The organism is Trinickia sp. Y13 (assembly GCF_029522115.1).
Taxonomy (GTDB): Bacteria; Pseudomonadota; Gammaproteobacteria; order Burkholderiales; family Burkholderiaceae; genus Trinickia.
This window is the reverse complement of the sequence record NZ_JAKWFK010000005.1, coordinates 108,195-120,623: the sequence shown is the minus strand read 5'-3', so window position 1 is coordinate 120,623 and position 12,429 is coordinate 108,195. Positions and strand designations below refer to the sequence as shown.

The window sequence follows — 12,429 nt, the reverse complement described above, 5'->3', positions numbered from 1 at the left end:
TCGTCTCCGGTGATTCGCCGGTCGCTTACTCGCCGGCCGTGTGCTAACTTTAGACATTCCCGCTCGTCCATCAAGCGTTATTTTGGAAGCGGAGACATTCCAAATCGGAAACCCAACAAGCCGCATCTCAACTTCATACCCCACGGGCATTCCAATGCGTGACATCGACTTGAAGACGCTGCGCCTGTTCGTGGCGGTCTGCGATCACCGCAATATGGCGCGGGCCGCCGAAGAAATGCACATCGAGCCGTCGGCGATCAGCAAACGCATCGCGCAGCTCGAAAACGATCTGGCGGTCCCGCTCCTCGTGCGCACCCGCCGCGGCGTGCAACCGACGCCGGCCGGCATCGTCCTGCTCGAACATGCGCGCACCGCGCTCTTTACGATGGAGCGGATCGCCAACGATGTCGCGGGTTTCAAGCGCGGGCTCGTCGGCAGCGTAACGGTATGCGCATCGGCATCGGCCATTGCCGAGACGTTGCTCGACGATATCGCCTCGTTTCTGCGTCAGCCCGAGCACGAGAACGTGAAGGTCAGCGTCGACGAGCAAATCTCGCTCGAACTCGTGCGGCGCGTGCGCGACGGCGAAACCTCGATCGGCGTCTGTTGGGACAATGCCGATCTGCAGGGACTCACGCACCGCCCCTACCGGCACGACCATTTGGCGTTGGCCGTCCATCCCGGCCACTCGCTTGCGCGCCACACATCGCTTTCGTTCGAGCAAACGCTCGATTACGAGCATGTGGGCTTGCCGCCGTCGACGGCCGTGCACACCATGCTGCGCCGGGCCGCAGCCGCGCTGGGACGCAGCGTGTCGTATCGCATGATCGTCTCCACGCTCGACGCAACGTTTCGCGTCGTGGCGGCCAACCTCGGCATCAGCGTCGTGCCTGCCGAAGTGGGGCGAACCTACGCCCGGCTTTTCGACGTGAAGATCGTTGCGCTGACCGATGCATGGGCCGAGCGCCGATTCGCCGTGTGCTTCAAGGACTACGAAGCATTGCAGCCGGCCGCCCAGAGGCTCGTCGAACATTTGACGGCACTCGGGCCTGTTCACGCTAATAATGGGCTTGCGAACGTCGCAGGGAAAACAAAAGTTGATGGCCCCAGCAAGTTTGCTCACAATCGCGTGATCGACCGACGGTAACGCGCCCCGCTCTTCACGCTCGTGCTGCGCGTCGATGTCATGGCAGTGTCACGCAGGGTCTTCGCATCGAAAAACGGCGCACCGCGCGCCCACGCTCAACAAGCATTGCATGGAGACACCGATGAAAGCCACTCCTCTTGCAACTCCCCTTGCGGTTCTACTCACGGGCGCGGCGATTGCCTGCGCATCGTTCTCGTCCACGGCGCGTGCGGATGATCGCGACGGCGCGCGATCCCATGTCGATCGCTTGCCGTGGTTCGTCGTCCCAAGCAGCTTGAGCGCCACGACCTACGACGGCGTCAGCGACGACTTGCTCACGGCCGGGCTCGGCAAAACCGGGCTCGCGGGGCCCGCACCCACGATCGCGAACCCCGCTAGCCCAACCGCAGCCGAATTGCGCCGGCTAGCGATCTGGTCGAACTACCGCGCGCTCGTCGATATGACGGCCAATGGCGGTTATGGACGATTCTGGGGTCCCAATATCGACGTCGACGGCAACGACACCCTCGGCGAAGGAAAGATCGCCGGCGCCGAATACATCGCCTATGCGGACAATGGCAGCGGTAAGCAAAACGTCACGTTGATGGTGCAAGTGCCCACGCAATTCGATCCGCAGAAACCTTGCATCGTCACCGCGACATCGTCGGGCTCGCGAGGCGTCTACGGCGCCATTTCCGCAGCAGGCGAATGGGGGCTCAAGCGCGGCTGCGCGGTCGCCTATACCGACAAAGGCTCGGGCAACGGCGCGCAAGATCTGATGACGGGGCAGGTCACGCTCATCGACGGGCTGCTTGCCGACGCCGCGAGCGCAGGCAAGAAAAGCCTGTTCACGGTCGATGCGAGCGCGAGCGACCTCGCGCGCTACAACGCAGCCTTCCCCTATCGGTACGCATTCAAACACGCTCATTCGCAACAAAACCCGGAGCAGGATTGGGGCACGGACACGCTCGAAGCGGTTCAATTCGCCTACTGGGTGTTGAACCACCAATTCGGTCCGGCCGCCGCGGGCTCGCACCATCGCGTGCGCTATGAGCCGGGCAGCATCACGACGATCGCCGCCTCGGTCAGCAACGGCGGCGGCGCATCGCTCGCCGCAGCCGAGCAAGACAAACGCGGGTGGATCACGGCGGTCGTCGTGGGCGAGCCGCAGATCAACGTAGACATGCCCCATCGAGCTCGCGTCCTCGAAGGCGGCCAGCCGATCGCTCAAGCAGGCAAACCGCTGGCCGATTACGTGACGCTCGCCAATCTGCTGCAACCGTGCGCGGCGCTTGCACAAGCCGCAACCGGTGCGCCTTATCTGACCGCGCTACCGCTTGCGCGCACCACGGCGATTCGGCAAGCGCGCTGCGCCTCGCTCGCGGCGGCCGGCTACGTGAAAGGCGCCGACCTGCAAGCGCAAGCCGACGATGCGCTCGCGCAACTGCATGCCGCGGGCTACGAAGCCGATTCGGACTTGCTGCAAGCACCGATGTGGGACTCCCAGGCCGAGCCGGCCGTCGCCGTAACTTACGCGAACGCTTATACGCGCTCGAGCGTGCTCGATAACCTTTGCGGCTTCAGCTTCGGCACGACGAACCCGGCGACGGGCGCGGCAGGCGTGCCGCCGGCCGTCTCGCCCATGCCGACCGTTTTCGGCCTCGGCAACGGGATTCCCCCGACCAATGGCATCAGCCTCGTCTATGGCGATGGGACGACGGCAGCGGCCGATCACCGGCTCGCTACGCCCGACGCAAGCTTTGCGGGCGCCGTATGCATGCGCCGCCTTTGGACGCAGCACGACCCGCGTATGCGCATGAGTGTGCGCGCCGTCAGCGTCGAAGCCGACTTGCACGGCAAGCCCGCGATTCTCGTCCAAGGCCGCAGCGACGCGCTGGTCCCGATCAATCACGCTTCGCGCGCTTACCTCGCGGCGAACAGCCTGCGAGAAGGCGGACGCAGCCAGGTCTCGCTGTATGAGGTAACCAACGGCCAGCACTTCGACGCGTTCCTCGGCGTGCCCGGTTTCGATACGCGCTTCGTGCCGGTCCATTACTACTACCTCCAAGCGCTCGACCTCATGTGGCGTCATTTGCACGAGGGCGCGCCGCTGCCGCCGTCGCAAGTCATCCGCACCGTGCCGCGCGGCGGCACGCCCGGTGCGGCCCCGGCCCTGTCCACGGCCAACTTGCCCGCGATTCAATCGAACCCGGGCAGCAACGCGATCGAGGCGCGCCACGGCGTGGTGGAGGTCCCTCATTGAGACGAATAAGACTGAACTCCCGCGGCGTTTGAGGTGTCTTCGTATTGTGTAGTCTTGCGGCCTGTGCCGAGTGCCACGCATCTCGCTACAGGCCGTCATCCGATCGTGCGTCTTATCAGGAGGATTCATGCAACGCCGCCGATTCATCGCACTGACGGGCGCCGCGCTCGCCTCGAGCGGACTCGCGCTCTCGGGATGCACGACCACGCCGCCCTCCTCGAGCGCCACGCCCGAGGCCAACGCCGGACGGCGCGCGTCGATCGACGCCGACGTCGACGCAACGCTCGCTCGTCTTTACTCGACAGTGCGTGGGTCGCGCGAGCTCGTCAGCAGCGCGCGCGGCGTACTCGTGTTCCCCTCGGTCATCTCCGCAGGCTTCTGGGTGGGCGGGCAATACGGGCAAGGCTCGCTACGCATCGGCGGGCAAACGAGCGGCTATTACAGCATTGCAGCGGCCTCGTTCGGGCTGCAGATCGGCGCGCAGTCGAAAGCCATCATCATGCTCTTCATGACGCAAGAGGCCCTCGATAAATTCACGCACAGCCAAGGCTGGGCGGCCGGGGTCGACGCCACCGTCGCCGTGGTGCGCGTCGGTGCGAACGGCAATGTCGACACGTCGACCGCGACGGGTCCGGTGGAAGCGTTCGTGCTCACGAACGCGGGATTGATGGCCGGCGTTTCGCTGGAAGGCACGAAGATCTCACGGCTCGTGATCTAAGGCACGGCACGGCGCTGCGCCGTGGGCCCGACGCAGCGCTAGCGGGAGCGCCGCCTGCGCACGGCCTGCGCGAGCGACTCGAGCACTGGCTCGGTTTGCGCCCAACTCAAACAGGCATCGGTGATCGACACGCCGTGACGCAACGGCACGCCCGGCTTCAAATCCTGGCGGCCGGCCTCCAAGTGGCTCTCGATCATGACGCCGATGATGCGCGTGTCGCCGCTCGAAAGCTGCTCGCCGATATCGCTCGCGACGTCGATCTGCTTCTCGTGCGCCTTGCCCGAATTGGCGTGGGAGCAATCGATCATCACTTGTTCGCGCAGCCCGGCCGATCGGAGCGCCGCGCAACATGCTTCGACGCTCGCCCGATCGTAGTTCGGCCCCTGCTTGCCGCCGCGCAAGATCACATGGGCGTCCTGATTGCCGCGCGTTTCGAAAATCGCGGCCATGCCCATTTTCGTCATACCCATGAACGCGTGGCTCGCACGCGCCGCGACGATCGCGTCGGCCGCGATCTGCACGCCGCCGTCGGTACCGTTCTTGAACCCGATCGGGCAACTCAGGCCCGAGGCCAGCTGGCGATGGCTTTGGCTCTCCGTCGTGCGCGCGCCGATGGCGCCCCATGCGATCAGATCGGCGATGTATTGCGGGCCCAGCAAGTCGAGAAACTCGGTTGCCGCCGGCAGCCCCAGCCCGTTGATATCGAGCAGCAACCGGCGCGCGGCGCGCAAACCTTCGTTGATTCGGAAGCTGCCGTCGAGCCGCGGATCGTTGATGTAGCCCTTCCACCCCACCGTCGTGCGCGGCTTCTCGAAATACACGCGCATGACGATGAGCAACTCGTCGCGCCATTGCGCAGCGGCGGCCTTGAGGCGCTGGGCATAATCGAGCGCTTGATCGTGATCGTGGATCGAACAGGGGCCGACCACCGTCACGAGCCGATCGTCGCGGCCGTGCAGGATGTCGCCAATTTCCACTCGCGTGCGCTCGACGAGCGTTTGCACGTCGGACGGCACGGGCAGTTCGTCTTGCAGGAGCGCGGGAGAAATCAGCGGACGCACCGCGCCGATGCGGACGTCGTCGATTCGGGTCGTGTCTTGCGTCGCGTCCGCAACGCCGACTTCTAGATCGTGTGAGGGATTGTCGATGTTTCTCATTACCGTCGCTCCGGGCCGCATTAGAGGCGTCGATTATGGCACTTGCGACGCGGCCAACAGCGGCCGAAACACCAAAGGGATGAATGGCAAGCGTGCGGTCGATCACCGCACGCGAGGGGTACGGCCGCGCCATTGCGCGGCCGCGGAGGCTGGCCGCTTACTTCTCGTCGCCCTTGATTTGCGGGAGCGCCGACGCCTCGCCCGGCGTGAGCAGCCCGACTTGCGAGTAGATGCGCAGCTTTTCGCGCGTGTCGGTGATGTCGAGATTGCGCATGGTCAACTGGCCGATCCGATCGCGCGGCGAGAACGTCGATTGCACCTTCTCCATCGACAAACGTTCCGGCTGATAGGTCAGGTTCGGCGACTTGGTGCTGAGCAGCGAATAATCGTTGCCGCGACGCAGTTCGACCGTCACCTCGCCCGTGATAGCGCGCGCCACCCAGCGTTGGGCCGTCTCGCGCAGCATGATGGCTTGCGGGTCGAACCAACGGCCCTGATAGAGCAAGCGGCCGAGACGGCGGCCATTGTCGCGGTATTGCTCGATCGTGTCTTCGTTGTGGATGCCCGTGACGAGACGCTCGTAGGCGATAAACAGCAGCGCGAGCCCCGGAGCCTCATAGATGCCGCGGCTTTTCGCTTCGATGATGCGGTTCTCGATCTGATCGCTCATGCCCAGGCCGTGACGACCGCCGATGCGATTGGCCTCGAGCATCAACTCGACGGCATCGGCATATTCGACGCCGTTCAGTGCCACGGGGCGGCCTTCCTCGAAGCGAATCGTGACTTCTTCCTTGGCGATCTTCACATCGTCGCGCCAGAACGCCACGCCCATGATCGGGTTCACGATCTTGATGCCGGATTCGAGGCTTTCGAGGTCCTTCGCTTCGTGCGTGGCGCCGAGCAGGTTCGAATCGGTCGAATAAGCCTTCTCGGCCGACATCTTGTATTCGAAACCCGATTGGCGCATGAACTCGGACATTTCCGCGCGGCCGCCGAGCTCGTCGATGAATTGCTGATCGAGCCAGGGCTTGTAGATCTTCAGACCGGGGTTGACCAGCAGGCCATAGCGGTAGAAGCGCTCGATGTCGTTGCCCTTGTACGTGCTGCCGTCGCCCCAGATGTTGACGCCGTCTTCCTTCATCGCGGCGACGAGCATCGTGCCCGTGACGGCGCGGCCGATCGGCGTGGTGTTGAAGTAGGTCAGGCCGGCGGTCGAGACATGGAAGGCGCCGCATTGCAGCGCCGCGATGCCTTCGGCGACGAGTTGCGCGCGGCAGTCGATCAAGCGGGCGCCGGCCGCGCCGTATTCGAGCGCGCGGCGGGGAATCGAATCGTAATCGTCCTCGTCGGGCTGGCCCAAATTGGCCGTGTAGGCATACGGGACCGCGCCCTTGAGCTTCATCCAGTGCAGCGCGGCGCTCGTGTCGAGGCCGCCGGAGAAGGCGATGCCGACCTTCTGGCCAGCCGGGAGGCTTTCAAGAATAGTACTCATGAGGAAAACCGTTCAATCGAGGAAAGGAGGTTGAATCGAGCAAACCGGCCGTCTGGCGCCCGCGCAGGCGCCGCCCCAGGGGACGGACAAAGCGCGAAAAGCGCTATTGTAGCCCGTGCGCAGGGGCCAGGGGGCGCGCATGCGGGACGATTGGGTTCAACCCGCGCTTCGCTTCACCCGCTTGCCGAGCGCACTCTTGGTCTTGTAGCTCACGCCGTGTCGCTCGAGATACTCGCGGATCAACTGCCGCACCACCTGCGACGACGTCAGATCTTGTGCCGCGCAAAGCATTTCAAAGGCTTCCTTCTTCGCGGGATCGATCAGAATGGTCAGGCGTGCTGTTTTCGTTTCCATTGCAGGGAAGGATCGGCAAATATGCTAATCAAATTGTAATGCATCTGCCATGCGTTCTCCAGGTTGAGCCCGCATTGACTTTCGGCCTATTCCAGTAAATAAGGTCATGTGGTTCACATGATAACCACATTATCATGCTCTGTTAGCTATATGGGCCTTTCGGTGTCATAATGCGCACGGAACTATGCCGTCGATTCTGCGGCCGTTTCGTGCACCTCGTTAAACCCGAGCGTACTGGAGACATTCCGGATGCCCCCCGTGCCTGTCGTCCATTTGGTCTTGCTGGCCGCGGCCGCCTGGCTCGCGATCGGCACGCTCGGACTCGGGGTGCTGCATCGCACGCGGCTCGTCTCGCATGGGCTGTTTCCGCTCGGCGCACTGGGCGGACTGTTGTTGGGCGCGGCGGGGCTCGTTGGCATCTTTGCGCAGCCGTCCGCCACCGTGTTGCCGATCGGGCTACCCGGCTTGCCATTTCATCTGCGCGTCGACCAGCTCTCCGGCTATTTCCTGTTCGTGCTCGGTGTCGTCAGCGCGGGAATCGGCAGTTTTTCCGCCGGCTACTTCCGTAAGGGCGAAGGGTCTGCGCCGGGGTTGATTTGCTTCGAATACCACGTGTGCGTCGCGAGCATCGCCCTTGTGCTCGTCGCTGACGATGCGTACGTGTTCATGGTCGCCTGGGAAACGCTGACGCTGTCCGCGACGTTTCTGGTGATGACCAACCACCGCATCGGCGAGATCCGCCGGGCGGGCTACTTGTATTTCCTGATTTCGCACGTCGGCGCACTCGCGCTGCTGCTCTGTTTCGGCATCCTGCAGGCGCGCACTGGCGACTACACGTTCGCCAACATGCGTGCACAATCGCTCGGCACGTTCTGGGCGTCGCTTGCGTTCCTGTTGGCGCTCGTCGGCTTTGGCGCAAAGGCGGGTATCTTTCCGCTGCACGTCTGGCTGCCCGAGGCGCACCCCGCCGCGCCGTCCCCCGTGTCGGCGCTGCTGAGCGGATTCGTGCTGAAAGTGGGGCTGTACGGCCTGCTGCGTACCGTGTTCGACCTGCTGCACGTGCAGATCGCGTGGTGGGGCGCGCTACTGCTCGTCCTGGGCGTGGTTACCGCGCTGCTTGGCGTAGCGTTCAGCACCATTCAGGTCGACATGAAACGCCTGCTCGCCTATTCGTCGATCGACAACATCGGGCTGATGGTCATCGCACTGGGGATCGCGGTGCTGTTTCGCGCATACGGGATGACGAGCCTTTCCGCGCTCGCGTTGACCGCCATGCTCTATCAAATCGTGGCCCACGCGGCGTTCAAAAGCCTGCTATTCCTTGGCACGGGCGCCGTGTTGCACGCAACCGGAGAACGCAATCTCGGCAAGCTCGGCGGACTGATCCGCTTCATGCCGTGGACCGCGTGGGCGGTGCTTGCAGGCGTCGCGGCGAGCGCGGGCTTACCGCCGCTCAGTGGATTCGCTGCAGAGTGGTTGCTGCTGCAAAGTGTCTTGTTCACGCCGGGGCTGCCGGACTCGCTGCTCGCGATGACGGTGCCGATCGTCGCCGCACTGATCGCGATGTCGGCCGCGCTGGCGGGCTATACGATGGTCAAGTTCTTCGGCATCGTGTTCCTCGGGCAACCGAGGGAGGCGAAGCTGGACCGCGCTCGCGACGCGAACGCATGGGAACGGGTGGCGTTCAGTTGGTTTGCCGCCATTGGCGTGCTGCTCGGACTCATGCCCGCGCAGTTCGTCAAGCTGCTGGATCGCGTCACGCGCGCGCTCGTCGGCGCCGGCATCGGCGCCGAAAATCACGGCTGGTTGCTGTTCGTCCCTGTGTCGACTGCGCGGGCGAGCTACATGCCCGCGATATTCATGCTGTTTTTCATTGCGTGCTGTGGGCTCGCCTGGGTGCTGGTGCGGCGCTTCTACCACGGCCGGCTGCGGCGTGCCGCACCGTGGAGTTGCGGTTTCCCATTCAGGACCGCACGGATGCAGGACACCGCGGAAGGTTTCGGGCAGCCGATCCGTGAGATCTTCGCGCCGCTATTTCACATCGAGCGGCAACTGCCGTCGCCGTTCGACGCGCAACCGGCCTACCGGGTGTCAGTCACGGATCGAACCTGGTCGGCCCTCTACGCGCGCATCTCGACGCTTACGCAACGGGCCGCCGACTGGGCGGGCCGCTTGCAGACGGGCAAGATCGCTGTGTATCTGACCTACAGCTTCGTCGTGCTGATCCTGCTCCTGATGCTGGTGAGGCGATGGTAACCCTATCCGGCGTGTTATCGCAGACCCTCGAGATCGTGGTCGCGCTCGCGGCCGCGCCACTGCTCACCGGGTGGGTCAACCAGTGCCGCGCATGGCTGCAGAACCGGCGCGCGCCGTCCATCTGGCAGCCGTATCGGATGCTCCACAAGTTATTCAACAAGGAATCGGTTCTCGCATACGATGCGAGTCCGGTGTTCCGCGGCGCACCCTACGTCGTTTGGGCTGCGATGACGCTCGCGTGCGCGATCGTGCCGACGCTGTCGACCGAGCTGCCGCTGTCGCCCGCCGCAGACGCGATCGCGCTGGTCGGTCTATTCGCACTGGCCCGCGTCGCGCTGTCGCTCGCGGCGATGGACATCGGCACGGCATTCGGCACGCTCGGCGCCCGCCGCGAAATGCTGATTGGCTTCCTCGCGGAACCTGCGCTGCTGATGGTGCTGCTATCGGCCTCGCTGATTACGCAGTCGACGCTGCTGACGAGCATCGTTGCAACGCTTGGGCGTCACGAACTCACGATCTATCCGAGTCTAGCGTTCGCGGGTATCGCCTTCACACTGGTGTCGCTTGCCGAAAACGCGCGGCTGCCCGTCGACAATCCGACCACCCACCTCGAACTCACGATGATCCACGAGGCGCTGATCCTCGAGTACTCGGGGCGACACCTCGCGCTGATGGAGTGGGCAGCCAGCCTCAAGCTGTTTGCTTATTCCTGCATCGGCCTTGCGCTGTTCCTGCCATGGGGTATCGCAAGCGCAGGCAATCCAGTCGCGCTGCTGCTGGCCGTGCCGGTACTCGTCGTCAAGCTGATGGCGGGCGGCGCCGCGCTTGCCGTCGTCGAGACGGTCAACGCGAAAATGCGGATCTTTCGGGTGCCGGAGTTTCTGGCAACCGCGTTTCTGCTCGCGGTGATCGGCATGCTCGTTCATCTGCTGCTGGGGGCGTGAATGCACGGTTACGCGACGCAACTCATCAACTTCCTTGCGGCCGTGCTGCTGATGCTGTCGTTTGCAATGCTCAGCCAGCGCCGGATTTTGACGCTGATCCATCTCTATACGCTGCAGGGCGTCACGCTCGTGTCGGCGAACCTGATACTCGGCTTCGTGACGGATGACGCGCACCTGTATGTATCCGCCGGGCTGACGCTGGTGCTGAAGGTCGGCCTGATTCCATGGATCCTATACCGGCTGGTTCGCCGGCTCGATGTCCAGGCCGATGTCGAGCCGCTCATCAACATTCCGACGACGCTGCTGATCGGCATCGTGCTCGTGGTGATCGCGTTCAACGTCGCGTCGCCGATCAGCCAGCTTGCCACGTCGGTGGCGCGTGGCACACTCGGGATCGCGCTCGCGTGTGTGCTGCTGTCGTTCATGTCGATGATCACGCGCGCTAAGGCGATTCCCCAGGTGATCGGGTTTCTGTCGATGGAAAACGGGCTGTTCTTCGCGGCGGCCGCTGCGACCAACGGCATGCCGATGGTCGTCGAACTCGGCATCGGGCTCGACGTGCTGATCGGCATTCTGATTCTCGGCGTGTTCATGTTTCAGATTCGCGAGCAGTTCGACAGTCTCGACATCCGTCATCTCGAGAAGCTCAAGGATGAATAACGCTCAAATCGTGTTCATCGTGCTCGGCATGCCGCTCTTGGCGGCCGGATGCCTGGCGTGCGTGCGGCCGAGCTCCGCCGCGCGCAGCTTGAACGTCGGCTTCAGCCTCGTGACATTCGCGGCGACGCTCGCGCTCGCCGCGCGCACCGTCGAACACGGGCCGTCCTTTGCGTTCGGGCGCGCCTTCTTCATCGATCCGCTCAACGTATATCTGGTTGCGCTCACTGCGTTCGTCGGTTGGACGACATCGCTGTTCTCGCGGCCGTACATGCAAGTCGAGGAAGCCCGCGGCCGGATGACGCCCGCACGAATGCGGCTTTATCACAGCATGTATCAACTCTTCATGTTCGCGATGCTGCTCGCGCTCTTGACCAACAATCTTGGCGTGCTGTGGGTCGCGATGGAGGCCGCAACGCTCGCGACCGTGCTGCTCGTGAGCGTCTACCGGACCGCCGCGAGTCTCGAGGCGGCATGGAAGTACTTCATCCTGTGCGGCGTCGGCATTGCACAGGCGCTGTTCGGCACGATCTTGCTGTACCTTGCGGCGAGCCGGCAACTAACCGGCGGCGATGCGCTACTGTGGACGAGCCTAGCCGCGGTCAAGGCGCAGCTCGATCCGACGATCGTTTCGATCGCGTTCGTGTTCCTGCTCGTCGGTTATGGCACCAAGGTCGGACTCGTGCCGATGCACAGCTGGTTGCCGGATGCGCATGCCGAAGGTCCGACGCCGATTTCGGCGGTGTTGTCCGGCTTGCTGCTGAACGTCGCCCTGTACGCAGTGCTGCGCTGCAAGGCCCTCGCCGACGGCGCGCTCGGCAACGGCCTGCCGGGGCGGCTGCTGGTCGGATTCGGACTCGTGTCGGTGCTGGTCGCGTCGTTCTCCCTATTTCGGCAGAAAGACGTCAAGCGGCTGTTCTCGTATTCGTCGATCGAACACATGGGGATGATGACCTTCGCGTTCGGGCTCGGCGGACCGGTCGCGACGTTCGCCGGACTACTGCACATGACTGTTCACTCGCTCGTCAAGTCGGCGATCTTCTTCGTAGTCGGCCACGCCGTGCAGAAAGCGGGAACGCAAACGATCGAGGGCATCCGCGGGCTGCTGCAAGTCAGCCCGACGGTCGGCTGGGGATTGATGCTCGGCACGCTTGCGATTCTCGGGCTGCCGCCGTTCGGCGTTTTCGCGAGCGAGTTCCTGATCTTGACGACGGCGATGAACACGCTACCGTGGACCGCGCCGTTTCTGCTGCTCGGGCTTGCTGTAGCGTTCGCGGCGATCTTCGCGCGCGTGCAGCAGATGGTGTTCGGTGGCGCGACGACGGCCAAGCCGCTCGCGTACCGCCCAGCGCTGCTGCCGGTGTTCGTCCATCTGGGGATCGGCCTGATGCTCGGCCTTTACGTGCCGCCCTATTTGGCGACGTGGTATCGCCAGGCTGCAACGATGCTGGCGGGGTAGACA

10 protein-coding genes are annotated in these 12,429 nt (G+C 63.9%); 7 read left to right on the top strand and 3 right to left on the bottom strand.

Features of this window, described 5'->3' with window-relative positions:
• Positions 1 to 154: 154 nt before the first annotated feature.
• The 3 genes from MMB74_RS11365 (at position 155) to MMB74_RS11355 (ending at position 4,107) form a co-directional block, all read left to right on the top strand.
• Complete coding sequence (locus MMB74_RS11365) at positions 155 to 1,147, top strand: LysR family transcriptional regulator (protein ID WP_277428736.1); 993 nt, start codon at positions 155 to 157, stop codon at positions 1,145 to 1,147.
• A gap of 121 nt (positions 1,148 to 1,268) precedes the next feature.
• Complete coding sequence (locus MMB74_RS11360; RefSeq protein ID WP_277428735.1) at positions 1,269 to 3,389, top strand: D-(-)-3-hydroxybutyrate oligomer hydrolase; 2,121 nt, start codon at positions 1,269 to 1,271, stop codon at positions 3,387 to 3,389.
• Between the two features lie 127 nt (positions 3,390 to 3,516).
• A complete protein-coding gene (locus MMB74_RS11355) occupies positions 3,517 to 4,107 on the top strand; it encodes a YSC84-related protein (protein WP_277428734.1) in 591 nt (196 codons plus the stop codon).
• A 38-nt stretch (positions 4,108 to 4,145) separates the two neighbouring features.
• Here MMB74_RS11355 and MMB74_RS11350 read toward each other — a convergent pair whose 3' ends face one another.
• The 3 genes from MMB74_RS11350 to MMB74_RS11340 all read right to left on the bottom strand — a co-directional run bounded on the left by MMB74_RS11350 (position 4,146) and on the right by MMB74_RS11340 (position 7,110).
• A complete protein-coding gene (locus MMB74_RS11350; protein WP_277428733.1) occupies positions 4,146 to 5,264 on the bottom strand; it encodes a 3-deoxy-7-phosphoheptulonate synthase in 1,119 nt (372 codons plus the stop codon).
• A gap of 157 nt (positions 5,265 to 5,421) precedes the next feature.
• Positions 5,422 to 6,756, bottom strand: coding sequence for an argininosuccinate synthase (gene argG / locus MMB74_RS11345; protein WP_277428732.1), 1,335 nt, complete (start codon positions 6,754 to 6,756; stop codon positions 5,422 to 5,424).
• Between the two features lie 156 nt (positions 6,757 to 6,912).
• Positions 6,913 to 7,110, bottom strand: coding sequence for a ribbon-helix-helix protein, CopG family (locus MMB74_RS11340; RefSeq protein WP_277428731.1), 198 nt, complete (start codon positions 7,108 to 7,110; stop codon positions 6,913 to 6,915).
• A 249-nt stretch (positions 7,111 to 7,359) separates the two neighbouring features.
• Here MMB74_RS11340 and hyfB point away from each other — a divergent pair, with 249 nt between their 5' ends.
• From hyfB to MMB74_RS11320, 4 genes are read left to right on the top strand one after another with little or no spacing between them, the layout of a single operon-like run.
• Complete coding sequence (gene hyfB, locus MMB74_RS11335) at positions 7,360 to 9,366, top strand: hydrogenase 4 subunit B (RefSeq protein ID WP_277428730.1); 2,007 nt, start codon at positions 7,360 to 7,362, stop codon at positions 9,364 to 9,366.
• Positions 9,360 to 10,310, top strand: coding sequence for an NADH-quinone oxidoreductase subunit H (locus MMB74_RS11330; protein WP_277428729.1), 951 nt, complete (start codon positions 9,360 to 9,362; stop codon positions 10,308 to 10,310). Before hyfB ends, MMB74_RS11330 begins: the two co-directional genes overlap by 7 nt.
• Positions 10,311 to 10,970 carry a formate hydrogenlyase gene (locus tag MMB74_RS11325; RefSeq protein WP_277428728.1) on the top strand — a complete coding sequence of 220 codons (660 nt, stop codon included), beginning with the start codon at positions 10,311 to 10,313 and terminating at the stop codon, positions 10,968 to 10,970.
• On the top strand, positions 10,963 to 12,426 hold the full coding sequence (locus MMB74_RS11320) for a hydrogenase 4 subunit F (RefSeq protein WP_277428727.1): 1,464 nt from the start codon (positions 10,963 to 10,965) through the stop codon (positions 12,424 to 12,426). The genes MMB74_RS11325 and MMB74_RS11320 overlap by 8 nt, the downstream gene beginning before the upstream one ends.
• The last annotated feature ends 3 nt before the right edge of the window (positions 12,427 to 12,429 follow it).

Bases quoted from the DNA above. Each gene is read 5' to 3' on its own strand.
- MMB74_RS11365 (WP_277428736.1), top strand. From the start codon at position 155: ATGCGTGACATCGACTTGAAGACGCTGCGCCTGTTCGTGGCGGTCTGC.
- MMB74_RS11360 (WP_277428735.1), top strand. From the start codon at position 1,269: ATGAAAGCCACTCCTCTTGCAACTCCCCTTGCGGTTCTACTCACGGGC.
- MMB74_RS11355 (WP_277428734.1), top strand. From the start codon at position 3,517: ATGCAACGCCGCCGATTCATCGCACTGACGGGCGCCGCGCTCGCCTCG.
- MMB74_RS11350 (WP_277428733.1), bottom strand. From the start codon at position 5,264: ATGAGAAACATCGACAATCCCTCACACGATCTAGAAGTCGGCGTTGCG.
- argG (WP_277428732.1), bottom strand. From the start codon at position 6,756: ATGAGTACTATTCTTGAAAGCCTCCCGGCTGGCCAGAAGGTCGGCATC.
- MMB74_RS11340 (WP_277428731.1), bottom strand. From the start codon at position 7,110: ATGGAAACGAAAACAGCACGCCTGACCATTCTGATCGATCCCGCGAAG.
- hyfB (WP_277428730.1), top strand. From the start codon at position 7,360: ATGCCCCCCGTGCCTGTCGTCCATTTGGTCTTGCTGGCCGCGGCCGCC.
- MMB74_RS11330 (WP_277428729.1), top strand. From the start codon at position 9,360: ATGGTAACCCTATCCGGCGTGTTATCGCAGACCCTCGAGATCGTGGTC.
- MMB74_RS11325 (WP_277428728.1), top strand. From the start codon at position 10,311: ATGCACGGTTACGCGACGCAACTCATCAACTTCCTTGCGGCCGTGCTG.
- MMB74_RS11320 (WP_277428727.1), top strand. From the start codon at position 10,963: ATGAATAACGCTCAAATCGTGTTCATCGTGCTCGGCATGCCGCTCTTG.